Annotated in this window: 22 protein-coding genes; 12 read left to right on the plus strand and 10 right to left on the minus strand. The window is 74.0% G+C overall.

Going from position 1 to position 22,748, the window contains the following annotated elements:
- Positions 1-83: 83 nt before the first annotated feature.
- Both O2V63_RS02115 and O2V63_RS02120 read right to left on the minus strand, forming a co-directional pair.
- Positions 84-1,304, minus strand: a complete 1,221-nt coding sequence (locus tag O2V63_RS02115) for an acetyl-CoA C-acetyltransferase (RefSeq protein WP_269165919.1) — start codon at positions 1,302-1,304, stop codon at positions 84-86.
- Between the two features lie 102 nt (positions 1,305-1,406).
- Positions 1,407-2,426, minus strand: coding sequence for an SGNH/GDSL hydrolase family protein (locus O2V63_RS02120; RefSeq protein WP_269165920.1), 1,020 nt, complete (start codon positions 2,424-2,426; stop codon positions 1,407-1,409).
- 87 nt (positions 2,427-2,513) lie between these two features.
- Between O2V63_RS02120 and O2V63_RS02125 the strand changes: the two genes are divergently transcribed.
- The gene (locus tag O2V63_RS02125) at positions 2,514-3,875 is read left to right on the plus strand and encodes a DUF2252 domain-containing protein (RefSeq protein WP_269165921.1); all 1,362 of its coding nucleotides are present in this window, start codon (positions 2,514-2,516) and stop codon (positions 3,873-3,875) included.
- On the opposite strand, the gene O2V63_RS02130 is transcribed toward O2V63_RS02125, so the two are convergent.
- The 3 genes from O2V63_RS02130 to O2V63_RS02140 form a co-directional block, all read right to left on the minus strand.
- On the minus strand, positions 3,868-4,332 hold the full coding sequence (locus O2V63_RS02130) for a GNAT family N-acetyltransferase (RefSeq protein WP_269165922.1): 465 nt from the start codon (positions 4,330-4,332) through the stop codon (positions 3,868-3,870). The genes O2V63_RS02125 and O2V63_RS02130 overlap by 8 nt on opposite strands.
- Positions 4,333-4,469: 137 nt before the next feature.
- On the minus strand, positions 4,470-6,464 hold the full coding sequence (locus O2V63_RS02135) for a VWA domain-containing protein (RefSeq protein WP_269165923.1): 1,995 nt from the start codon (positions 6,462-6,464) through the stop codon (positions 4,470-4,472).
- 1 nt (position 6,465) lies between these two features.
- On the minus strand, positions 6,466-7,935 hold the full coding sequence (locus O2V63_RS02140) for a sigma 54-interacting transcriptional regulator (RefSeq protein WP_269165924.1): 1,470 nt from the start codon (positions 7,933-7,935) through the stop codon (positions 6,466-6,468).
- A 78-nt stretch (positions 7,936-8,013) separates the two neighbouring features.
- Here O2V63_RS02140 and ilvA point away from each other — a divergent pair, with 78 nt between their 5' ends.
- The 4 genes from ilvA (at position 8,014) to O2V63_RS02160 (ending at position 13,374) form a co-directional block, all read left to right on the plus strand.
- A complete protein-coding gene (gene ilvA / locus O2V63_RS02145; protein ID WP_269165925.1) occupies positions 8,014-9,240 on the plus strand; it encodes a threonine ammonia-lyase in 1,227 nt (408 codons plus the stop codon).
- Positions 9,241-9,413: 173 nt separating this feature from the next.
- Positions 9,414-10,415 (plus strand): ATP-binding cassette domain-containing protein, encoded by a 1,002-nt coding sequence (locus tag O2V63_RS02150; protein ID WP_269165926.1) that lies wholly within the window; start codon positions 9,414-9,416, stop codon positions 10,413-10,415.
- Entirely contained in the window at positions 10,412-11,221 is an 810-nt protein-coding gene (locus O2V63_RS02155; RefSeq protein ID WP_269165927.1) for an ABC transporter permease, read from the plus strand. The genes O2V63_RS02150 and O2V63_RS02155 overlap by 4 nt, the downstream gene beginning before the upstream one ends.
- 71 nt (positions 11,222-11,292) lie before the next feature.
- Positions 11,293-13,374: a M3 family metallopeptidase gene (locus O2V63_RS02160; protein WP_269165928.1), complete on the plus strand. Its 2,082-nt coding sequence runs from the start codon at positions 11,293-11,295 to the stop codon at positions 13,372-13,374.
- A gap of 196 nt (positions 13,375-13,570) precedes the next feature.
- Here the strand turns inward: O2V63_RS02160 and O2V63_RS02165 are convergent, their stop codons facing one another.
- On the minus strand, positions 13,571-13,933 hold the full coding sequence (locus O2V63_RS02165; protein ID WP_269165929.1) for an RNHCP domain-containing protein: 363 nt from the start codon (positions 13,931-13,933) through the stop codon (positions 13,571-13,573).
- Between the two features lie 30 nt (positions 13,934-13,963).
- Entirely contained in the window at positions 13,964-14,470 is a 507-nt protein-coding gene (greA, locus tag O2V63_RS02170) for a transcription elongation factor GreA (protein ID WP_269165930.1), read from the minus strand.
- A 300-nt stretch (positions 14,471-14,770) separates the two neighbouring features.
- Between greA and mca the strand changes: the two genes are divergently transcribed.
- Together mca and O2V63_RS02180 are read left to right on the plus strand one after the other, a co-directional pair.
- Positions 14,771-15,658 carry a mycothiol conjugate amidase Mca gene (gene mca, locus O2V63_RS02175; RefSeq protein ID WP_269165931.1) on the plus strand — a complete coding sequence of 296 codons (888 nt, stop codon included), beginning with the start codon at positions 14,771-14,773 and terminating at the stop codon, positions 15,656-15,658.
- Positions 15,655-15,990, plus strand: coding sequence for a hypothetical protein (locus O2V63_RS02180; protein ID WP_269165932.1), 336 nt, complete (start codon positions 15,655-15,657; stop codon positions 15,988-15,990). The genes mca and O2V63_RS02180 overlap by 4 nt, the downstream gene beginning before the upstream one ends.
- A gap of 82 nt (positions 15,991-16,072) precedes the next feature.
- Here O2V63_RS02180 and O2V63_RS02185 read toward each other — a convergent pair whose 3' ends face one another.
- Positions 16,073-16,639 (minus strand): AMIN-like domain-containing (lipo)protein, encoded by a 567-nt coding sequence (locus O2V63_RS02185; protein WP_269165933.1) that lies wholly within the window; start codon positions 16,637-16,639, stop codon positions 16,073-16,075.
- Between the two features lie 283 nt (positions 16,640-16,922).
- Here O2V63_RS02185 and O2V63_RS02190 point away from each other — a divergent pair, with 283 nt between their 5' ends.
- Entirely contained in the window at positions 16,923-17,438 is a 516-nt protein-coding gene (locus tag O2V63_RS02190) for a phosphate-starvation-inducible PsiE family protein (protein ID WP_269165934.1), read from the plus strand.
- Between the two features lie 25 nt (positions 17,439-17,463).
- Here the strand turns inward: O2V63_RS02190 and O2V63_RS02195 are convergent, their stop codons facing one another.
- Entirely contained in the window at positions 17,464-18,042 is a 579-nt protein-coding gene (locus O2V63_RS02195) for an AMIN-like domain-containing (lipo)protein (protein ID WP_269165935.1), read from the minus strand.
- 79 nt (positions 18,043-18,121) lie between these two features.
- Positions 18,122-18,889: a transglycosylase domain-containing protein gene (locus O2V63_RS02200; RefSeq protein WP_269165936.1), complete on the minus strand. Its 768-nt coding sequence runs from the start codon at positions 18,887-18,889 to the stop codon at positions 18,122-18,124.
- 525 nt (positions 18,890-19,414) lie between these two features.
- Here O2V63_RS02200 and O2V63_RS02205 point away from each other — a divergent pair.
- The 4 genes from O2V63_RS02205 (at position 19,415) to O2V63_RS02220 (ending at position 22,745) form a co-directional block, all read left to right on the plus strand.
- Positions 19,415-19,993 carry a hypothetical protein gene (locus tag O2V63_RS02205; protein WP_269165937.1) on the plus strand — a complete coding sequence of 193 codons (579 nt, stop codon included), beginning with the start codon at positions 19,415-19,417 and terminating at the stop codon, positions 19,991-19,993.
- 43 nt (positions 19,994-20,036) lie between these two features.
- Positions 20,037-21,287, plus strand: coding sequence for a geranylgeranyl reductase family protein (locus O2V63_RS02210; RefSeq protein WP_269165938.1), 1,251 nt, complete (start codon positions 20,037-20,039; stop codon positions 21,285-21,287).
- A gap of 106 nt (positions 21,288-21,393) precedes the next feature.
- Entirely contained in the window at positions 21,394-21,729 is a 336-nt protein-coding gene (locus tag O2V63_RS02215) for a PadR family transcriptional regulator (RefSeq protein WP_269165939.1), read from the plus strand.
- Positions 21,726-22,745: an HAAS signaling domain-containing protein gene (locus tag O2V63_RS02220; protein ID WP_269165940.1), complete on the plus strand. Its 1,020-nt coding sequence runs from the start codon at positions 21,726-21,728 to the stop codon at positions 22,743-22,745. The genes O2V63_RS02215 and O2V63_RS02220 overlap by 4 nt, the downstream gene beginning before the upstream one ends.
- Positions 22,746-22,748 lie beyond the last annotated feature (3 nt).

The following is a 22,748-nucleotide window of genomic DNA, read 5'->3' on the forward strand; positions in this document are numbered from 1 at the left end:
GGCCCCCACGCGGGGCCCGACACAACGACCGTGGCCCGGTCCCCGCGAGGGGGCCGGGCCACGGTCGTTCGTGCGGTCTGCGCTCAGGAGAGGCGCTCGAGCACCATCGCCATGCCCTGGCCGCCGCCGACGCACATCGTCTCCAGGCCGAACTGGCCGTCCCGGGCGCGCAGCCCGTTGAGCAGCGTGCCGGTGATCCGGGCGCCGGTCATGCCGAAGGGGTGCCCGACGGCGATCGCGCCGCCGTGCACGTTCAGCTTGTCGATGTCGATGCCCAGATCCCGGTAGCTCGGGATGACCTGGGCCGCGAACGCCTCGTTGATCTCCACGAGGTCCATGTCCGAGATGGACATGCCCGCCCGGGCCAGCGCCTGCTGCGAGGCCGCGACCGGGCCGTAGCCCATGATCTCCGGCGACAGCCCGGTGACCCCGGTGGAGACGATCCGGGCCAGCGGGGTGATGCCCAGCTCCTGCGCCTTGCGGTCGCTCATGATCACCAGGGCGGCGGCGCCGTCGTTGAGCGGGCAGGCGTTGCCCGCGGTCACCCGGCCGTCGGGGCGGAAGACCGGCTTCAGACCGGCGAGCCCCTCGAGCGTGGTGCCGGCGCGCGGGCCGTCGTCGGTGCTGACCACGGTGCCGTCCGGCGTGGTGACCGGGGTGATCTCCCGCTCCCAGAAGCCGTTGGCGATCGCCTGCTCGGCCAGGTTCTGGCTGCGCACGGCGAACTCGTCCATCTCCTGGCGGGAGACGTCCTTGAGCAGCGCGAGGTTCTCCGCGGTCTGGCCCATGGCGATGTAGGCGTTGGGGAGGTCACCGTCCTCGCGCGGGTCCCGCCAGCTCTCCGCACCGCTCTCGGCGGTCTTGGCCACCCGGGCCTCGGCGTCGGCGAAGCGCGGGTTGTGGGTGTCCGGGATGGCGTCGGAGTTGCCCTTGGTGAACCGGGACACCAGCTCGACGCCGGCGGAGATGAACACGTCGCCCTCGCCGGCCTTGATCGCGTGCAGCGCCATCCGGGTGGTCTGCAGCGACGAGGAGCAGTACCGGGTGATCGTCGTCCCGGGCAGGTGGTCCATGCCCATCAGGACGGCGACGACCCGGCCCATGTTGAAGCCCTGCTCACCGCCGGGGAGGCCACACCCGAGCATCAGGTCGTCGATGTCGGTCGGGTCCAGCTGCGGCACCTGGTCCAGCGCGGCCCGGGTGATCGTCGCGGCCAGGTCGTCCGGCCGGAGGTCCTTCAGCGACCCCTTGAACGCGCGGCCGATGGGGGAGCGGGCGGCGGCGACGATGACGGCTTCGGGCATGGGTCCTCCACGATGAGGCGCGCCACCTCGAGGGCGGCGACGGACGTCAGATGACCCGAACCTACCCCCGGGTAGCTCCGCCGTCCGTCGGCGGCGGGGGGCTCACCGCGGTGCGGCCTCGAGCGCGGACTCGTCGGCCTGCTCGGGCGTCGGGATGTCCGGGGGCCGCCGTCGACGGAGCCGGGCCCACGGGCCCCGGGGACCGGTCTCGTTCCCGCGGACGGCGGTCGGCTGCACCTCGGTGCCGGTGCGGCCGGCGGCCCGGGCCGCGGCCTGGGCGACCGGCCGGACGGTGTCCCGGCGCAGCCGCATCCCCCGGTCGGCTGCCGCGGGCCACACGCCGATCGAGTCGGCGATCGAGGGCAGCACCGAGGCGGCCGCCGCGGCGTACCCGGCCGCCGACGGGTGGAACTCGTCGTGGCTGAACAGCCCCCGGTCGCTGGCGAACGAGGGGCCGAGCACCGAGCCCAGGGAGACGGTGCGCCCGCCCTCGGCGACCACGGCGATCGTCTGCGCGGCGGCCAGCTGGCGGCTCCAGCGCCGGGCCAGCACCCGCAGCGGCTGGGCGATCGGCCGGATGGTGCCCAGGTCGGGGCAGGTGCCGACGACGACCTGGCAGTCGGCGGCGATCAGCCGGCGCACGGCCTCGGCCAGCGCCCGCACCGAGTCCGCGGGCCGGGCCCGGCTGGTGACGTCGTTGGCGCCGATCATGATCAGCGCGACGTCGGGGCGTTCGAGCAGGGCCTGGTCCACCTGCGCGGCGAGGTCCTTGGACACGGCACCGGACCTGGCGAACTTGGCCAGCCGGACCGGCCGCTCGGCCAGCTCGGCCAGCGCAGCAGCGACCAGCACGCCAGGGGTCTCCCCGGCGTCGTCCACCCCGAGGCCCACGGCGCTGGAGTCGCCGAGCACCGCGAACACGAGCGGCTTGCCCCGACCGCGGCCGTACACGCCGTTGCCGGTGGGAGGGTCGGCCTCGGACGGGTTCGCCTTGACCCGTCGCCGGGCGGCCCGGGCCTCCTGGCGCAACAGCGCCACCAGCGCGGCGCCGGCCAGCCCCACACCGCCACCGCCGTAGGCAGCGCCGGTCGCCAGCCGCCGCGCCCTGCTCGCTCGCGTCACCCGGCCCGTCCTCTCTCCCGGCTCCTCGGCCGCGTGCTGCGGCCGGGAGCGCTGATTCCCAGGCTAGCCACCCCCTACGGTGGGGCCGTGGACGAACGCGCTGAGATCACCCCTGCTGGCGAGGACCCCGCCGACCGGCAGCAGCAGATCGTCGACGTCCTCGTCGACGCCTTCTCCGACCTCATGGCCGCCGATGCCGACGCCTTCCGCACCAAGTTCCGCAAGATGGCAGCGGACCCGTTCGCCTTCTACCGCGGGTCGGCATGTCTGTTCTACGCCGACATGGCGACGCTCACGGACCCGTGGTGTGACGAGCGGACGTCGCGGGTGTGGATCCAGGGTGACCTGCACGCGGAGAACTTCGGCACCTACATGGACGGGCAGGGGCGGATCGTCTTCGACGTCAACGACTTCGACGAGGCCTACCTCGGCCACGTCAGCTGGGACCTCCGCCGGTTCGCCGCCAGCTTCGCCCTCCTCGCCTGGCGCAAGGCGCTCGGCGACGACGTGATCGACGCCGTGCTGCGCCGCTACCTGGAGTCCTACCTGGACCAGGTGCACGCCTTCGTCGCCGCCGACGACGACCGCTCCTTCGCCCTCCGCCGGGAGAACACCGAGGGTGCGGTGCACGAGCTCGTGCTGGAGACCACCGAGCACACCCGGATCGCGCTGCTGGAGCGGATGACGGTGATCGAGGGCCACCAGCGCCGCTTCGCCGACCGCCCGCGCACCCGCCGGCTGGACGATGCCGAGCGGGACCGCGTGCTGGCCGCCGTGGAGCGGTACCGGGAGACGCTGCCGCCCGGCAAGCGCCGCCGGGAGGTCACCTACGACGTGAAGGACGTCGTCGCCGCCGGCGGCTTCGGCATCGGCAGCGCCGGGTTGCCGGCCTACAACGTGCTGATCGAGGGGTACGACCAGGCGCTGGAGAACGACGTCGTCCTGTCGATGAAGCAGGGCAACGTCCCGGCGCCCAGCCGGGTGGTGACCGACCCGGAGATCCGCCGGCACTTCGAGCACGAGGGGCACCGGACGGCGATGAGCCAGCGGGCGCTGCAGTCCTACGCCTCGGCCTTCCTCGGGCACACCGAGATCGACGGCGTGGGCTTCGTGGTCGCCGAGCTCTCGCCCTACGAGCTCGACCTGGACTGGGACGACCTGACCGAGCCGGAGGAGATCCTGCCCGTGGTCGCCCAACTGGGGCGGGCCACGGCCAAGATGCACTGCGTCGGGGACGCCGACAGCGACCACGAACTGGTCGACTTCCAGACCGAGGACGCGATCACCGAGATGATCGGCGACCGGCGCGAGGAGTTCATCGCCGACCTGATCGACTTCGCGCACTCCTACGCCGAGCGCACCCGCGCCGACCACCGGCTCTTCGTCAACGCCTTCCGGTCCGGTCAGATCCCGGGGGTCAGCTCCAGCGGAGCCCTCCCGGTCACCTGATCGGCAGCTCGATCAGCATGCCGCGGTGCGCGCCCACCGGCCGCAGGTCGTACTCGTCGGTGACGATCTGGAAGCCCAGGCGCTCGTAGAAGCCGACGGCGGAGGCCCGGGCGTCGCACCAGACCAGCTGCCCGCCGCAGGCGGCCACCCGGGTCAGGCCCGCGGCCACCAGGGCCCGGCCGGCGCCGAGCCCCCGCACCCGCGGGTCGGTGGCCATGCCCCGCAGCTGCCAGGAGCCCTCGCCCTCCCGCCAGGGGCAGTCGCGCGGGTGGAAGCGGACCACGCCGACCACCTCGTCGCCGTCGATCCGGGCGGCCAGGTGCAGCGTGTACGGAGCGTCGTCCTCGTCGATCTCGAGCGGTCGGCCCTGGCGCAGCTCCTGGGCGCGCAGCGGGTAGGTCGTCGCCGCGGCGACCTGCTCGATGGTGATCGTCCCGGACTCCGCCTCGGTGGTCACCACAACAGTGTCCCCGATCCGGGCCCGGCGCGTCTCCGATCCCCGGTTCTCGACCGGCTTCCCTGACCGGACGCGGTCATCGCGCTCCCAGACCGGCGCAGAGGACAGCGCTGCTCAGCTCATCTGATCACTGTCCGTCACCGACCGCCTCGTCCTCGGCGTGTGCGGAGGTAGTCGGCGACGACGTACTCGCCCAGCCGCTCGCTGTCGGGCTGGAACACCCGGCCGCCGGCCCGCGCGGTGATGTCGTGCACGAACTCCACCAGCCCGGGCTCCGGGTCCAGGGCGAAGACGTTGAGCGTCGCGCCCGCGCGGGCCACCCGCTCCACCTCGGCCACCGTGCGGGCGATCGTCTCGGGCATCGGCGGCCAGCAGAAGTACGGCGTCCCGTCGTCCTCCAGGTGGGCGGTCGGCTCCCCGTCGGTGACCACCAGCACCACCGGCTCGGCGTCCCGGTGCCGGGCCAGGAAGCGGCGGGCCAGCATCAGGCCGTGCTGCAGGTTGGTGCCCTGCAGGGTGTCGACGCTCAGCTCGGCGAGGGTCTCCGGGCGCAGCACCTGGGCGGTGGAGGAGAAGCCGATGATCTCGATGGCGTCCTGCGGGAACTGGGTGGTCACCAGCGAGTGCAGGGCCATCGCCGTCGACTTGGCCGCGCCCCAGGTGCCGCGCAGCGCCATCGAGTAGGAGAGGTCGACCAGCAGCGCCACCGCGGCCCCGGTGCGCCGTTCGGTCTCCACCACCTCGAAGTCCTCGACGGCGATCTGCACCCGGCGCTGGCCGTCCTCCCGGGGGGTGCCGGCGCTGCGCAGCACGGCGTTGCGCACCGTGCGGACGACGTCCAGTGGCTGCTCGTCGCCGAACCGCCACTCCCGCGAGGCGCCGGTCAGCTCCCCGGCGGCGCCGGCGTCGGCGACGTCGTGCTCCCCGCGACCGGTGGCCGACAGCTTCGCGAACACCCGGCGCAGGGCCGTGGCCCCCAGTCGGCGCACCGCCTTGGGGGAGAGCTGCAGCGCCCCCTCCGAGCGGTCGAGCCAGCCCTGCCGCTCCAGCTCCCGCTCCAGCCGGCGCAGCGCCGCGAGGTCGTCGACGGCCGAGCGGCCCAGTGCCTGCTCCAGCAGCTCCTCGTCCACGTCGGCCAGGGAGGCGCCGGCGTAGCCCTGGGACAGCTGCTGGGACAGCGCCTCCAGGTCGGCCAGTTCGGCGACGGCGGTCGTCGCGTCGCCGAGCCCGAGTGGCTGGTCCCCGTCGGGCACCGGGCCGCGCTGGCCCCACGGCAGGTCCGGCCGGGCCTGCCGCAGCGCATCGGACAGGTGCGCCATCTCGCTCTGCAGCCCGAGGTCGCCCATCGCCTGGCCCATCAGGTCCTGCAGCTCGGCCCGCTGCTCGGCCGACAGCCCGGCCATCATCCGCTCCTGGGCGGCCGCCCGGCGGGCGAGGGAGTCGATCAGCTCCTCCACCGACTGCGGGTCGTCGGGGAAGAACTGCCCGTGCCGGTCCATGAAGTCGGCGAACTGCTGGTCGGTGTCCTCGCCCCGGTTGTGCGCGTCGACCAGCGCGGACAGGTCGGCGACCATGTCCTTGACCGCCTGCATCGCCGCGCCGTCGCCGTCCTGCATCTGCTGCAGGGCCTGCTTCATCCCCTGGAACGAGCTGTCCAGCACCTCCTGCCGGAGCAGGTCCTCGATCTCCCGGTAGGCCTGGGCGGCCTCGGGCGAGCGCCAGGCGTGGTCCTTCAGGGCGCGGACGGCCCCGGCGGTGTCCTCCGGCAACGCGTCGAGCTCGGCCTCGGCCAGCCGGGCGGCGTCGTCGGGGTCGGGGAACAGCGCGGTCCGCTCGGCCTCGACCGCCCGGTCCAGCAGCTCCCGGACCTGCTCCAGCGTGCCGTCCAGCCGGCCTGCCTCGCGGGCCTGGCGCAGCCGGTCCCGGACGGTGCGGCGCAGCTGGTCCAGCCCGCGCCGGCCGTCGACGCCGCGGCGCAGCAGGTCGCGCATCGCCTCGCGCACGCCGCTGCCGGCCAGCACCTGGTCGCCGATCTCGTCGACCGCGGACCCCACGTCGTAGGGCGGCGCCAGGGGGTCGGGCCCGCCCCGCCACTTGCCGTACCGGTACCCGCCGTGCCGTCGCTGCGGCATCTCAGGCTCCGTAGACCGTGCGCGAGCCGTCGGTGTCCTTGGCCAGCCGGCGGGTCAGCCACAGCCCCTCGAGCGCGAACTCGACGGCGGCGGCGGCCTGCTCGGCGGACTGCTCGCCCTCGGGCACCCCGAGTCGGCCGAGCAGCTGGGCCAGGTGCGGGATGGTGCCCAGCTGCCCGAGCAGGACGGCGGCCGGCACCAGGTCACCGGACTCCACGGTGTCCCCGCCGGTGAAGTGCTCCTGCAGGCCGGTGAGGTCCAGCCCGCCGCAACGGGCCCGGAAGGTCTGCGCGGTGGCCTGGCGCAGCAGGTGCTCGAGCACCTCCAGGTCACGGTCGTCGTCGGCGTCGCTGCCGGAGTCGGCGAACTCCACCTTCCCGCGGCTGGCCGGGACGATGCTGGGCAGGTCGACCACCCGCGCCACCGGCCGGCTCTCCCCGGCGACGGCGGCCCGGCGCACCGCCGAGGCGGCCACCGTCTCCAGCCCGGCGATGGCGAACCGGGCGCTGACCCCGGAGCGCTGGTCGACGTGGCTGGACTCACGGACCAGCCGGGTGAACCGGGCGACGATCTCCACCAGGTGCTGCGGCACCAGCGGGGTGCCGAGCTCGTCGCTCCCGCCCAGCCAGGTCGTCTGCGCCTCCTGCTCCAGCAACCGCACCTCGTCGGCGAGCTCGATCGGGTAGTGGGTGCGGACCTCGGCGCCGAACCGGTCCTTGAGCGGGGTGATGATCCGGCCGCGGTTGGTGTAGTCCTCCGGGTTGGCGCTGGCGACCAGCAGCAGGTCCAGCGGCAGCCGCACCCGGTACCCGCGGATCTGGATGTCCCGCTCCTCCAGCACGTTGAGCAGCGCGACCTGGATCCGCTCGGCCAGGTCGGGCAGCTCGTTGACGCTGAAGATGCCGCGGTTGGTGCGCGGCACCAGCCCGTAGTGGACCGTCTCCGGGTCGCCCAGGGTGCGGCCCTCGGCCACCTTGATCGGGTCGACGTCGCCGATCAGGTCGCCGACGCTGGTGTCGGGGGTGGCCAGCTTCTCGCCGAACCGCTCGCTGCGGTGCAGCCAGCCGACCGGGGTCGCGTCGCCGTGCTCGGCGACCTGCCGGTGCCCCCAGACGCTGATCGGCTGCAGCGGGTGCTCGTTGAGCTCGCTGCCGACCAGCACCGGGGTCCACTCGTCGAGCAGGCCGACCAGGGTGCGGATCAGCCGGGTCTTGCCCTGGCCGCGCTCGCCGAGCAGGACGAGGTCGTGCCCGGCGATGAGTGCCCGCTCGACCTCGGGCACGACGGTGTCCTCGAACCCGACGATGCCGGGCAGCGTGGGCTCGCCGGCGGCCAGCCGGGCGAGGAGGTTCTGGCGGATCTCGGCCTTGACCGGCCGGGGGGCGGCCCCGCTGTCGCGGAGCTCGCCGAGAGTGGTGGGAGCGGGAGGGGTGGGGGACTGGGAGGTCCCCGTCAGTGCGGCGTCCGTCACCTCGACCACGGTACGACGGACCTGTGACACCCGGGTGTCCGTCGCACCGCGCATCCGCGGACTGCGAGGATCGGCGGCGTGTCCGTCCCCGGTGCAGTGCCCCTGGTCAGCGGTGCCGACGTCGAGTCCGCCGCGCGCCTGCTGGACGGCGTGGTGCGCCGGACGCCGCTGGAGCACTCCCGGGCGCTGGCCGAACGGGTCGGCGGGCCCGCGTGGCTCAAGTGCGAGAACCTGCAGCGCACCGGCTCGTTCAAGATCCGCGGCGCCTACACCCGGATCGCCCGGCTCAGCGACGCCGAGCGCGCCCGGGGCGTGGTCGCGGCCAGCGCCGGCAACCACGCGCAGGGCGTCGCGCTGGCCGCCCGCGAGCTCGGTGCGGCTGCGACCGTGTTCATGCCGGAGAGCGCCCCGCTGCCCAAGGTCGCCGCCACCCGCGGCTACGGCGCGGACGCACGGCTCGGCGGGGAGACCCTCACCGAGGCGATCGTCTCGGCGGTGGAGTTCGCCGACCGGACCGGCTCGGTCTTCATCCACCCCTTCGACCACCCCGACGTCATCGCCGGGCAGGGCACCGTGGGCCTGGAGGTGCTCGAGCAGTGCCCGGACGTGTCGACGGTGGTCGTCTGCACCGGCGGCGGCGGGCTGGTGTCCGGGATCGCCGCCGCGGTGAAGGCCCGCCGTCCCGACGTCCGGGTGGTCGCGGTCCAGGCAGCGACGGCGGCCGCCTTCCCCGCCTCGCTGGCCGCCGGCCGGCCGGTACCGCTGACCAGCATGGCGACGATGGCCGACGGCATCGCCGTCGCCGCCCCCGGTGACCTCACCCTGGCGCACGTCTCCGGCCTGGTCGACGACGTCGTCACGGTCAGCGAGGGCGACCTCTCCCGGGCGCTGCTGTTCTGCCTGGAGCGGGCCAAGCTGGTGGTCGAGCCGGCCGGGGTCGCCGCGGTCGCCGCGCTGCTGGCCGACCCCGCTGCCTTCGCCCCGCCGGTCGTGGCGGTCGTCTCCGGCGGCAACATCGACCCGGTGCTGATGATGAAGGTCGTCCAGCACGGCATGGCCGCCGCCGGGCGCTACCTGTCGCTGCGGGTGCAGGTGCTCGACCGGCCGGGCTCGCTCGCCGGGCTGCTCCGGGAGCTGGCCGGCCTGGCCGCCAACGTGCTCTCCGTCGAGCACGAGCGGTTGACGCCGCGCCTGGTGCTGGGCGAGGTGGAGGTCGGCGTGCACCTGGAGACCCGCGGCCCCGACCACGCCGAGCACGTGCTGGCCGCACTGTCCGCGGCCGGGTACGCCCCTCGCGTCGACTGACCGGCGCGGACCGATGACTTCTCCGGGCGGGGCGGGTCTGCACCCGGTGAGCCGTCGCACCGCGACGGCCGGACGGACCACGCGTCGTCGGAGGAGTTGTTCATGGAACGGACCCGCCGGGTGCCCGGAAAAGACAGTGAGAACTGTCGGTGGGCGGGCCTAGCGTGCGCGGCATGACCGATGCCGTCGTCGTCGAGGGGCTCGTGAAGCGCTTCGGGGAGAACACCGCGCTCGGTGGGGTCGACCTCACCGTGTCCGAGGGCACCGTCCTCGGGCTGCTGGGGCCCAACGGCGCCGGCAAGACCACCGTCGTCCGGATCCTGAGCACCCTGCTGCAGCCCGACGCGGGCCGGGCGGAGGTGGCCGGGCTCGACGTGCGCACCCAGGCCGACCAGGTGCGCGCCATGATCGGGTTGACCGGCCAGTACGCCGCGGTCGACGAGTACCTGACGGGTGCGGAGAACCTGGAGATGGTCGGGCGGCTCTACCGCCTGGGCAAGCGGGAGGCCAGGTCGCGCGCCGGCCAGCTGCTGGAGCGCTTCGACCTGTCCGACGCGGCCAACCGCCCGGCGAAGACGTACTCCGGCGGCATGCGCCGTCGGCTGGACATCGCCGCCTCCCTCATCGCCCGGCCCCAGGTCCTCTTCCTCGACGAGCCCACCACCGGCCTCGACCCGCGCAGCCGGCTGGGCATGTGGGAGTTCATCGCCGACCTGGTCAGCGACGGGACGACGATCCTGCTCACCACGCAGTACCTGGAGGAGGCCGACCGGCTCGCCGACCGGATGGTCGTCATCGACCGGGGCAAGGTGATCGCCCGCGGCACCGCCGACGACCTCAAGGCCCAGGTGGGCGGCGAGCGACTGGAGCTCACCGTGGGCACCGTCGAGCAGCTCGCGGTGGTGACCGACGCCCTGCGCCCGCTCTCCCACGGCGAGCTGCACGCCGACCGGCAGACCCGGCGACTGTCGGTGCCGGTCACCGGCGGCACCGACACGCTGGCCGAGGCGCTGCGCCGGCTCGCCGGCACCAGCGCGCAGGTGCTCGACATCGGCCTGCGCCGCCCCGACCTGGACGACGTCTTCCTGACCCTCACCGGGCGCTCCGCCGAGGACGCCGACACCACCACCGACGCCGAGGACTCGGCCACCGTCAGCGCAGGAGCGCAGTCATGACCACCCTGGCCGAGACCGTCTCCGACAGCGTCGTCATCACCAAGCGCAACCTGATCAAGGTCAAGCGGGTGCCCGACCTGATCGTCTTCGCGACCCTGTCGCCGATCATGTTCGTGGTGCTGTTCCGCTACATCTTCGGTGGGGCGATCGGAGGGCTGCCCCCGGGCATCAGCTACGCCGAGTTCCTGCTGCCGGGGATCTTCGCCCAGACGGTGGTCTTCGGCTCCACCGTCACCGGGGCGAGCATCGCGGAGGACCTGCAGAAGGGGTTGATCGACCGGTTCCGGTCGCTGCCGATGTCCCGGTCGGCGGTGCTGATCGGCCGCACGGTCGCCGACCTGGGGCTCAACGTCATCTCGATCACCGTGATGGCGCTGACCGGGTATGCGGTGGGCTGGCGGATCAACTCCTCGATCGGCGAGGCGATCGGCGGGTTCCTGGTGCTGCTGGTCTTCGCCTTCGCGATCTCCTGGTTGATGGCGCTGGTCGGCCTGCTCGTCCGCACCCCGGAGGTGGTCAACAACGCGAGCTTCATCGTGATCTTCCCGTTGACGTTCGCCTCCAACGCCTTCGTCCCGTTGGAGAGCTTCCCGGCGCCGCTGCGGGCGTTCGCCGAGTGGAACCCGGTCTCCACCGTCGTCCAGGCGGCCCGCGAGCTGTTCGGCAACGTCCCCGCCGGGGCCCCGGTCCCCGACGTCTGGTCGCTGCAGAACCCGGCGCTGTACACCGTGCTGTGGACGGTCGTGATCCTGGCGATCTTCGTGCCGCTGGCGGTGCGGGCCTACCTGCGCACCGCCAGCCGCTGAGGACGGGGCCTCTTCGGGTCCGGTCGGCCGTCGGTGACGGCCGGCCGGGCGTGGGGGTGAAGATGGGCGGGATGAGCACCACTGCACCGGCTCCCTCGCCGGACTCCGCGTCCCTGTCCGCGTCGAACCCGCTGGCCGCCCCGTCGGCGCTGCCCTACGAGCTGCCGCCGTTCGCCGACATCTCGCTGGAGCACTGCCGGGAGGCGCTGCTGGCCGGGATGGCCGAGCAGCGGGCCGAGGTCGCCGCCCTGCTGGCCGACCCGGCCGAGCCGACGTTCGACAACACCGTCGTGGCCCTCGAGCGCTCCGGCCAGCTGCTCGGCCGGGCGGAGGCGGTGTTCTGGAACCTGTCCTCGTCGATGTCCAGCGACCGGTTGCGGGAGATCGAGCGGGAGGTCGCCCCGCTGTCGGCGGCGCACTCTGACGCGCTGCGCCTGGATCCGGCGCTGTTCGCCCGGATCGACGCCGTGCACTCCACCCGGCACGAAGCGGGCCTGGACGCCGAGTCGCTGCGCCTGGTGGAGCGCTACCACCTGGACTTCGTCCTCGCCGGTGCCGGGCTGGACGACGCCGGGCGCAAGCAGCTCCGCGAGCTCAACCAGCGGCTGTCCGAGCTGTCCACGACCTTCGGGCAGAACCTGGTCGTGGCCACCGAGGCGGCGGCGGTGCTGGTCACCGACGAGACCGAGCTGGACGGGCTGAGCCCGGCCGAGGTGCAGGCCGCCGCCGGTGCCGCCGCCGAGCGCGGGCACGAGGGCGGGTACCTGCTCACCCTGGTGCTGCCCAGCGGCCAGCCGGCGATGGCCAAGCTGCGCAACCGGGAGCTGCGCCGCCGGCTGCACGAGGCGTCGCTGACCCGGGCCTCGGCCGGGGAGCACGACAACGGCCCGATCGCGATGGAGATGGCGCACCTGCGCGCGGTCCGGGCGCAGCTGCTGGGCTTCGACACCCACGCCGACCTGATCGCCGCCGACCAGACCGCCCGCACCTCCGCCGCCGTCGACGAGCTGCTCGGTGCGCTGGTGCCGCCGGCGATGGCCAACGCGAAGGCCGAGGCCGAGGTGCTCGCCGAGGTGGCCGCCGCCGACGGGGTCGAGCTGGCCGCCTGGGACTGGTCGTTCTACTCCGAGCGGGTGCGGGCCGAGCGCTACGCCGTCGACAGCGCCGCGCTACGGCCGTGGTTCGAGCTGGACCGGGTGCTGGTCGACGGGGTGTTCCGCGCCGCCGAGCTGCTCTACGGCCTCACCTTCACCCCGCGTCCGGACCTGCAGGGCTACCACCCCGACGTCCGGGTCTGGGAGGTCTTCGCCGACGAGCAGCCGGTCGGGCTGTACCTGGGTGACTTCTTCGCCCGGGAGGGCAAGCGCGGCGGGGCCTGGATGAGCTCGTTCGTCAGCCAGTCCGGCCTGCTGGACACCCGCCCGGTGGTGTTCAACTGCCTCAACGTCACCCGGGCGGCAGCCGGTCAGCCGACGCTGCTGACCCTGGACGAGGTGACGACGCTCTTCCACGAGTTCGGGCACGCGCTGCACGGGCTCTCCTCGGCGGTCACCTACCCGCGGTTCAGCGGTACCAGCGTGCCGCGCGACTTCGTGGAGTTCCCCAGCCAGGTCAACGAGATGTGGGCGCTGTGGCCGGAGGTGCTGGCGCACTACGCCAAGCACGTCGAGACCGGGGAGCCGCTGGCGCAGGAGACGGTCGACGCGCTCCAGGCCGCGGCCTTGTGGGGCGAGGGGTTCGCGACCGTCGAGTACCTGGGGGCCACGCTGCTCGACCAGGCCTGGCACCGGATCGGGCCGGACACCGAGGTCGCCGACGCGCAGGCCTTCGAGGCCCAGGCGCTGGCCGACGCCGGCGTCGCCGTCGACCTGGTGCCGCCCCGGTACCGGACGACGTACTTCCAGCACGTCTTCGCCGGCGGCTACTCGGCCGGCTACTACTCCTACATCTGGTCGGAGGTGCTGGACGCCGACACCGTGGAGTGGTTCAAGGAGAACGGTGGGCTGCGCCGGGAGAACGGCGACGTCTTCCGCGGTGAGCTGCTCTCCCGCGGTGGCTCGGTCGACCCGCTGGGCGCCTTCGCCGCCGTCCGCGGCCGGGCCGCCGACACCGGGCCGCTGCTGCGCCGCCGAGGGCTGACGCCCGTCGCCTGACCCCGACACGCAGAACGCCCCCGCGGACGACGTCCGCGGGGGCGTTCTGCGCGCCGACCGCCCCGCGCCGGGCGGGCTCGGGGCCCGCCCGGTCAGCTGGCGGGCGTCGCTCTGCACGCGTTCCGTCTACTCTGCCCGCGCTGCAGCACGTGCAGAGCGGAGGAAGAGCGTGCAGAGCGGCGGAAGGGAGGCCGGTTCAGAGCCAGGGGAGGGCGAGCACCAGGTCGAGGTCGTCGGGGGCGGCGCCGTCCCGGACCAGGCGGTTGGGCTGGCGGTGGCCGCAGGCGGTGCAGCGGTGCACCACCTGCCAGCCCTTTCCCGACTTCTCGACCAGCCCGATGGGCTCCATCAGCTGCCGGCACTCACTGGCCCGGTCACCGGGCAGGTCGTCGACGTGCAACGACCACAGGCACCACGGGCAGTGGTTGCGATAGTGCCCGTCGGTGTTCGCCGGTACCGGGGTCTGGCAGTGCCCGCAGACGAAGGTGGTGTTCTCCGCCCGCCGGGACCGCGCCCGCCCGCCGTCCACCGTGCCGGCCTCGTCCATCGCGCTCGTCACTGCCCTGACCTCACTGCCCTGGCCGTGAGGTCAGGGGATGAACGGCTCGACGGCCAGGACCTTCACGGAGATGTCCTTGCCGTTGGGGGCCTGGTAGGTGACCGTCGAGCCCGGCGCGGCACCCACGATCGCGGCACCCAGCGCGGACTCGGGGGAGTAGACGGTCAGGTCGGTGGTGCCGGCGATCTCCCGCGAGCCCAGCAGGAACTTGTCGGTGTCGTCCTCGTCGCCGTCGAAGGCGATGGTGATGACCGTGCCGACGGCGGCGTTGGTCGCCGTCGTGGGCGGCTGGCCGACCCGGGCCTTGCGCAGCAGGTCGGTGAGCTGCCGGATCCGGCCCTCGGCCTTGCCCTGCTCCTCGCGGGCCGCGTGGTAGCCGCCGTTCTCCTTGAGGTCACCCTCCTCGCGGCGGTCGTTGATCTCCTTGGCCATGGCCGGTCGGCTCGCCACCAGCTGCTCGAGCTCGGCTCGCAGCCGGTCGTGGGCCTCCTGCGTCAGCCAGACGCCCTGGTCCTGCTCGTCAGTGGGGGTGGCCAAAGTTGCTCCCGGTGCTCGTCGTCGCGACCCGCTGCGCTCGCAGGTCACCGGTGGTCAATCCGAGCAACGTAACACCGGAGCGCGGCCCCGTGCAGCCGCCTACGGAACGGATCCGGCCGGGATGGCTCTCCGACCCCGGAGCCCGCCGGAGTGGCGCGGGGCACACCAGGAGTCGCCGGGGTGCGTGCCATGACCTGTCGGCCGGGGGGACAATGGTGGCCGCGACCGGGCGTGCGTGTCGCGCACGGAGCAGGGCACCGTCGGGCACGGGTTCGACGAGCGGAGCGAGGAGCAGCACACGTGACCGAACCGGACCAGTTGCGCCTGCTCGCGGTGCACGCCCACCCCGACGACGAGTCGAGCAAGGGCGCCGCGACCATGGCCAAGTACGTCGCCGAGGGTGTCCGGGTGATGGTGGCGACCTGCACCGGCGGGGAGCGCGGGTCGGTGCTGAACCCGGCGATGGACCGCCCCGAGGTGTGGGAGCGGATGGCCGAGATCCGCAGCGAGGAGATGGCCCGGGCCCGGGAGGTCCTCGGTGTCGAGCAGGAGTTCCTCGGCTTCGTCGACTCCGGACTGCCCGAGGGGGACCCGCTGCCGCCGCTCCCGGAGGGCTGCTTCGCGCTGGTGCCGGTCGAGGAGGCCGCCGCGCCCCTGGTCGAGCTGATCCGGCGGTTCCGGCCGCAGGTCGTGCTCACCTACGACGAGCGGGGCGGCTACCCGCACCCCGACCACATCAAGACCCACGACATCTCGGTGCACGCCTTCGAGGCGGCCGGCGACCCGGACCGCTACCCCGACCTCGGGGAGCCCTGGCAGCCGAGCAAGCTCTACTACCACATGGGCTTCACGCTGCCCCGGACCAAGGCGCTGCACGAGGCGATGCTGGCCGAGGGGGCCGAGTCGCCGTACACCGAGTGGCTGGCGACGTGGGACCCGGCCAACGACATCTCCCACCGGGTGACCACCCGGGTGCCCTGTGCCGAGTACTTCCCGGTGCGGGACGCCGCACTGATCGCCCACGCCACCCAGATCGACCCCACCGGCCGCTGGTTCTCGGTCCCGCTGGACCTGCAGACCCGCACCTGGCCGACCGAGGACTACGAGCTGGCGCGGTCGCTGGTCGATGTCCCTGTCCCGGAGGACGACCTGTTCGCCGGCGTCCGCACCTCGGAGCGTGTCTCGTGACCACTGCACTCACCCTGCTCGCCGTCCAACAGCAGGAGGTGCCGGAGGACGTCGGCAAGGGCGGTCCGTTCGGGCTGTTGCTCATCGTCGTGCTGCTGATCGCGGTGCTGTGGCTGGGCCGGTCGATGGGCAAGCACCTCAAGAAGGTGCCGCGCAGCTTCGACCCGGCCGACCAGGTCCCGGACAGCCCGGCCGAGCTGATGGTCGACGTCCCGGTCCGGGAGCCGGGGGCCGAGCTGCTGGACACCCTGCGCCGGGCGCCGCTGGCCATCGAGCCGCCACGTCGTCCGCAGGACGGCGACACCCGGGGCGGTCGGCCCGCCGCCTCCTGACCGACCGGGACGTCCCCCGGACCGACGGTGGACGCCGGGTGGGAGACCCACCCGGCGTCTGCGGGGACACGAGGTCCCGCGGTCACCAGCGGTGCGCCACGTCGATCACGAGCCGGGGGGTGTGGTCGCTGTTCGGCGTGCCCGCCAGGGTGGAGACCCGGAAGGGCAGTCGGGCGCGGACGCCCAGCCCGATCGTGCTCTGACCCTCGAACGACCCGGCCCAGGCGACCTGCCGGAACGTGCTGAACGCGGACACGTCCACCACCTCGCGCCGGTCGGTCGGGGAGAAGGTGGCGTTGCCGTGCGCGTCGTGGGCGGGGGCCCCGACCGTGATCTGCAGGGCGGCCCCACCGCGGAGCGGGACCACGTCGCCGGATCCCTCGGCCGTGACGTGAGGCACGTAGCGCACGTCGTAGGAGTCGAACCAGGCGTCCTGGCCGCCGACGTCGACGACCAGCCGGTCGAAGCAGGCGTGCCGGCCGACGCGGACGTCGTTCAGGGACTCGGTGTCGGGGGCGTCGGCCGCCTTGGCCAGTGAGCCCCAGGTGATGCCGCAGTACGGCGCAGCGGCGGCCGGGCCGGCGAGTCCCAGCAGGGTGCTGAGGGCGACGACGACGAGGACGGCGGAGCGGGATCGGGCGTGGTCCACGGTGACCTCCATGTGTGATGTGAGCCACCTGCAGCGTCCTCGGACACGCCGAGCTGATACCAGGTGGAGAGCTCCACCACAACCACCGAAGTCCGGCGGGTCGCCTGGTAGATGCTGTCGAACCAGCGGTGCGCCGTGGCCGCCCGGCGTCGATGCGTCGCTGTGGGCAGGTCCGGTCGTCCGCGACCGACCTGTTCGGCGCCTGGTGCCGGGATCTGACTCGCGGGAGGGATGCTCGTCGGCGTCCGGCCCGGGAGGCGGCGCGGTCGGCGATGATCCTCCGATGGCGACCCAGCGGACCCGGCGGGACCCCGGACAGCACGAACGACCCGGGCTCGGCCGACTCGGCACCCGTGCGCTCGAGGTGGGCGAGAACGTCGTCTACGCAGGGATCGCGCTGTTCCTCGTGGTCAGCGCACTCGTGCTGCTCGTCGTGGCCGGGAAGACGACCTGGGGGATGGTCGGCGACCTCTCCCAGGCCCCGGTGCTCGAGCTGCTCGACGTGCTGCTGCTCGTCTTCATCATCGTCGAGCTGCTGTTCGCGGTGCGGATCACCGTGGAGCGCCGCGAGCTGGTGGCCGAGCCCTTCCTGCTGGTCGGGATCATCGCCTCGATCAAGGAGATCGTCGTGCTGTCGGTCGAGGCGGCGGGGGTCCTGGGCAAGGGCGCGGAGTTCGACGACCGGATCACCGAGATCGGCGTCCTCGGCGTGCTGGTCGTCCTGCTCGGTTGCACCGCCTGGCTGTTGCGGCTGAAGGAGCGCGAGCCCGACGAGGGTGACGCGCCGCCACCGGGCTGATCGACCGGGTCGGCTCAGCCGCTGCTCACCAGTGGTGGGCGACGTCCACCACCAGGCGGGCGCCGTCAGGCTGTCCGGGCGCACCGGCGAGCACGAAGACGCGGAAGGGCAGTCGGGCCCGCGTGCCGACGGCCAGCGACGTCTGCCCCTCGAAGGAGCCTGCCCAGGCGACCTGGCGCAGCGTGCGTGCGCCACGGACGTCGACGACCTCGGTGGGATCGGCCGGCTGGTAGGTCGGCTCGCGGGTGCCGTCGTACGCGGGCGCCTGCACGACCACCTGCAGCACCGCACCACCCCGGACGGGGACGGGTGTCCCGGAACCCTGGGCGCCCACCTGGTCGACGTACCGGACGAAGTGGCCGGCCGACCCGTCGGCGTCCTGCAGGTCGATCACCAGCCGGTCGAAGCACGGGTGCTGTCCGGTCCGGACGTCCGCGACCGTGCCCCAGGGGGCTGAGGGCGGCTGGCTCTCGGGCAGTGAACCCCAGCGGAGGCCGCAGTACGGGTCGCCGGTCGCCTGGGCCGGCAGTGCGCCGCCCAGCAGCGCGACGGCGGCGAGGAGCACCACGACGAGCGTGCGTGGACTCGTTCGGGTCCGGTCCATGACGACCCCCTCGGTTGTCGTCCCTGGGGGGTTCCCCGCGTACGGCCGGACGAACGTGACGGTCTCGTGACGCCGTCCGTCAGGCGGTGCCCTCCGCGGCGATCAGGTCGGCGATCTCCTGGGGGCGCTCGCTGCAGTCGTCACCGGAGTCCGGTTCGTCGGCGGCCAGCCCGGTGATGCCGAGGTCCTCGACCGGCTGGAAGCCCAGCCGGTCGAGGTGGCGCGGGAGTCGGGCCTGGGCGTTGAGCACGTGCGAGCGGGACAGCCAGCCGAGGCCGTCCTCGACCTCGAAGTCGAGCCCGCCGCCGGGGGCGCGCTGGACGTGTCCGGGGGAGGGGAGCAGGCCGGCCAGCTGGAAGGCCTGCTCGGGGTACAGGGTGTCCGGCGGGGTGTCGAAGTAGTACCAGCTGGCCGCGCAGACGCCGTAGAGCGTGGGGCCGAACTGGGCGTGGTTGACGTAGAGCTCGAGCATCCGCCGGTCGTCGACCACCAGGGCCAGCTCCGCAGCGAGCCCGGCCTCCACCGCCTTGCGCCAGGCGCTCAGCTCCTGGTTGAGGAACAGGTTCTTGGCCACCTGCTGCGGGATGGTCGAGCCGGACGGGTCGTCCTCGCCGCGCAGGTGGGCCTGCGCGCGGTCGAGCAGCGCCTCCCACTCGAAGGCGCCCGAGCGGTAGGGGAGCTGGGCGTCCTCGTGGGCGATGACCGCGGCGAGGAAGTTCCGGGAGACGTGCTCGACCGGCACGGACTGCTGGATCGAGCCGGCCGGGTTGGCGGCCATGAACGCCGTCGTGGGCGGGTCCACCCAGCGCAGCGCGACCATCACCAGGGCCTGGACGACGAACACCACGGCCAGGAGCCGACCGAGCCTCCGGAGGACGCCGCGGGAAGGTCGATCGGGTCGGTCCCGCCGCCATGGGCGCCGGGGGTGCTGCTCCGGGGCCGGCGGTCGCCCGTCGGCAGGACGGTCACGCCGCCAGGAACGCCGCGGGCGGGGCTGCTCGTGCGGGGGCGCGGGCGGGTACCAGCCTGCTGCGTCCGGTGGCGGGCCGTACCGGTCGTCGTGGGCAGGCGGGAACTGGTCGACCGGAGGACCGGGCGGGTAGGCGCGGTCCGGCGGTGGCCCGTCGGCCGGGCGGCGGAACCGCGCGGTCGGCCGGCGATCCGGCGGGACGTGGGCCATGCGTGGAGCTCCCGGGTGCTGACAGCGAGCCGTCATCGTACGTGCGGCGGTCCTGGCCTCCGGCCCACCGCACGCTCACGGGCGGGGCGCGCGAGTGAGCGCAGCGTGTCCGCTCTCAGCGCAGCGCCGAGGCGGCCGACGTGGTGATTACACGATTACGGTGGACGCGTCAGGTCGAATCGAGGAGGAACCGTGCACGCACACCACCGTTTCCCACCCGAGGGCTTCCCCGGTCGCGGGCGTGCCCGTGGCCGCGCCGCGGACGCCCCACCGCCGGTCGAACGCGCCGAGGTCGCCGGCTGGTTCGCCGGCCGGCTCCCCGACGAGTGGTTCACCGGCCCGGTCGAGCTGGTCGTCGACCGGGACGAGATCACGGTCGTGGGGGCGGTTCCCGAGCCCGAGGCGGGTGAGGGCGACCCGGCGGCCGCCCGCGCGGGGCGGATCGCCCGCTTCCGCGAGCAGACCCGCGGCCAGCGGATGGCGATCGCCGATGCCGCCCAGGAGCGCTACGGCCGGTCGGTCGCCTGGGGTGCGACCTGTGGCGACGTCCGGGAGCTGTTCACCACGCTGTCGGTCCCGGTGATGACCCGACTGCGCCAGCCCGAGCGTCTGGTGCTGGACACCCTGGTCGACGCCGGCGTGGCCCGGTCGCGGTCCGAGGCGCTGGTCTGGGCCGTGCGCCTGGTCGGCCAGCACGCCGACGACTGGCTGGCCGAGCTGCGGCAGGCCATGGCCGCCGTGGAGGAGGTGCGCGCGCGGGGTCCCCGGTAGGAGGGCCGCGGGCCCGTGCGGGGACCGGGGGACACTGGGTGCCGTGCCCGACACCGCTGAGCCCACCGACACCGACGTGCTCGTGGTGGGGGCCGGTCCCGCCGGGGCGGCTGCGGCCGCCTGGGCCGCGCGCGGCGGTGCCGACGTCGTCCTCGCCGACGCCGCCGTCTTCCCCCGCGACAAGACCTGCGGTGACGGCCTGACCCCCCGGGCCATCGCCGAGCTCGACCGGCTGGGACTCGGCGACTGGGTGCGCTCGCACGGCCGCAACCGGGGGCTCCGGGCGGCCGGCTTCGGTCAGGAGCTGCTGCTGCCCTGGCCCGGTGGCGCGCTGCCCGACCACGGCGGCGCCGTCCCCCGCACGGAGCTGGACGCCCGGATCCGCTCGGTGGCCCTGGACTCGGGCGCCACCCCGCTCGAGGGGGCCCGGGCCGTGGACGTCGAGCGGGACGGCGACCGGGTGGCCGCGGTGGTGTTCCGCCGTCCCGACGGGTCGACGACGACGGTCCGCTGCCGCCGGCTGGTGGTCGCCGACGGCGTCCGCTCGCCGCTGGGCCGGGTGCTCGGCCGGGAGTGGCACCGCGACACCGTCTACGGGGTGGCCGCGCGCGGCTACGTGCGCTCCGGGCGCAGCGACGACGAGTGGATCAGCTCGCACCTGGAGCTGCGTGGGGCCGAGGGGGAGCTGCTGTCCGGCTACGGCTGGGTGTTCCCGCTGGGTGCCGAGCGCGGTGAGGTCAACGTCGGGGTCGGCACGCTGGCGACCGAGCGCCGTCCGGCCGAGGTGCGGCTGCGCAGCCTGCTGGAGCTCTACACCGACCAGCGGCGCGCGGAGTGGCAGATCGACGGCGCCGTGCAGGCCCCCGCCAGTGCCCTGCTGCCGATGGGCGGTGCGGTCTCCGGCGTGGCCGGGCGCAACTGGGCGCTGGTCGGGGACGCAGCGGGCTGCGTCAACCCGCTCAACGGCGAGGGCATCGACTACGGGCTGGAGACCGGCCGCAGCGTGGTCGACCTGTTCGACGACGACGACTGGTCGCAGGCCTGGCCCACGACGCTGCGCCGGCACTACGGCGAGGCGTTCTCCATCGCCCGCCGGCTGGCCGGGCTGCTCACCGTGCCCCGGTTCCTGCCGGCCGCCGGCCCGGTGGGCATGCGGTCGCGGCTGCTGATGACCGTCGCCCTGCGGGTCATGGGCAACCTGGTGACCGACGCCGACCGGGACGTCGTCGCCCGTGCCTGGCGCCGGGCCGGCCGGCTCTCGGTGCGGCTGGACCACCGCCCGCCGTTCGCCTGAGCCGCTCTCTCGGCAGGCCCCGGGACGACGCGCCGGACCGCCACGTGTCGGCTACTGCGTGATGCACAGTACTGTGCGTTCCACACCGACGAGCCGGAGGGCCCCGATGGACACCACACAACTGCTCAAAGGGGTGCTGGACCTCGCCGTCCTCGCGGTGCTGGACGGTGCGGACGGCTACGGCTACGACGTCGTCCGGCGGCTGCGCGCCGGGGGGCTGGAGGAGGTCGGCGACGCCTCGGTCTACGGCACGCTGCGGCGGCTGTACGCCGCGGGCCACCTGACCAGCTACGTCGTCCCCTCGGCCGAGGGGCCGCACCGCAAGTACTACGGGCTCAACGTCTCCGGGCGGGCACAGCTGGAGATCGCGACCAAGACCTGGCAGGGCTTCGCCGACACGATGGCGGCCCTGCTGACGACCGATCCGGAGGTGGCGGCATGACCGGCGCGACGAGTGTGGGCCGGCAGGCCGAGGTGGCGGAGTACGCGGCGGCGGTGCGCGCTGCGCTGACCGACGTCCCGGCCGACCGGTGCGAGGAGCTGCTGGAGGACCTCGAGGACCACCTGGCGGAGGTGGCCGCGGACGGCGATGCGCCGCTGGAGTTCCGGCTGGGGTCGCCTCGTCACTACGCCGACGAGCTGCGGGCCGCCGCCGGGTTGCCGGCTGCGCCGGCGGCCGAGGACGAGCAGGTCGGCCTGACCGAACTGGTCGCCCGGCTCCGGTCGTGGGCGCCGGTGCGGCAGGTCGAGGCGTTCCTCCCCGAGCTGCGGCCGGCGTGGTGGGTGGTGCGGGCCTGGGCGGCGGTCACCGCCGTGGACGTGGTGTTCGTCGGGGGCACGTCCTTCCCGGTGCCCACCCTCGGGCTCGGCCCGATCGGCCTGCTGGTCACCGGTGCGGCGATCGCCTGGTCGGTGCGGCTCGGCCTGCAGGCCCGGGCGGAGGGGCGGGAGCCGGGGCACCGCGCCGTGCTGGTCAACGCCGGGCTGGGGGTGCTGACGCTCATCGCGCTCATCGGCCTGGCCGACGGCCCCGGCGTCGCCACCGCCGAGCAGGTGTACGTCGAGGACCGGCAGCCCGACCACCTGGTGCACGAGGACGGCACGCCGATCACCAACATCCTGCCGTTCTCCTCGACCGGGGAGCCGCTGACCGGCGTCCTGCTCTACGACCAGGACGGGCGCCCGATCGACGGGCTCGCCGACGCGACGGTCGACGGCGAGCAGGTCGAGACGGTGCCGGACGCGCCGCTGCAGCCGGGGAACGCCTACCCGCAGCAGCGGCAGGTGGTGAGCTGGGACCAGTACGGCGAGGAGACCGCCGTCCCGATGCCGCTGCCGAGCATCGCACCCAGCACCGGGGTCGACTCGGCGGAGCGGGCGCCGGCCGAGCCGACGCCGCCTGCACCGTCGGAGCAGAGCCCGGCGCCGACCGACCCGGTCGTGCCGCCGACGCCGTGAGCG

The organism is Modestobacter sp. VKM Ac-2977 (assembly GCF_026968045.1).
In the GTDB taxonomy this organism is placed as follows: domain Bacteria; phylum Actinomycetota; class Actinomycetes; order Mycobacteriales; family Geodermatophilaceae; genus Modestobacter.

Excerpts from the sequence above, each read along its gene's own strand:
- O2V63_RS02195 (WP_269165935.1), bottom strand. The coding sequence starts at position 18,042 with ATGGACCGGACCCGAACGAGTCCACGCACGCTCGTCGTGGTGCTCCTC.
- O2V63_RS02155 (WP_269165927.1), top strand. The coding sequence starts at position 10,412 with ATGACCACCCTGGCCGAGACCGTCTCCGACAGCGTCGTCATCACCAAG.
- O2V63_RS02190 (WP_269165934.1), top strand. The coding sequence starts at position 16,923 with ATGGCGACCCAGCGGACCCGGCGGGACCCCGGACAGCACGAACGACCC.
- O2V63_RS02220 (WP_269165940.1), top strand. The coding sequence starts at position 21,726 with ATGACCGGCGCGACGAGTGTGGGCCGGCAGGCCGAGGTGGCGGAGTAC.
- O2V63_RS02160 (WP_269165928.1), top strand. The coding sequence starts at position 11,293 with ATGAGCACCACTGCACCGGCTCCCTCGCCGGACTCCGCGTCCCTGTCC.
- O2V63_RS02115 (WP_269165919.1), bottom strand. The coding sequence starts at position 1,304 with ATGCCCGAAGCCGTCATCGTCGCCGCCGCCCGCTCCCCCATCGGCCGC.
- O2V63_RS02215 (WP_269165939.1), top strand. The coding sequence starts at position 21,394 with ATGGACACCACACAACTGCTCAAAGGGGTGCTGGACCTCGCCGTCCTC.
- O2V63_RS02150 (WP_269165926.1), top strand. The coding sequence starts at position 9,414 with ATGACCGATGCCGTCGTCGTCGAGGGGCTCGTGAAGCGCTTCGGGGAG.
- O2V63_RS02135 (WP_269165923.1), bottom strand. The coding sequence starts at position 6,464 with ATGCCGCAGCGACGGCACGGCGGGTACCGGTACGGCAAGTGGCGGGGC.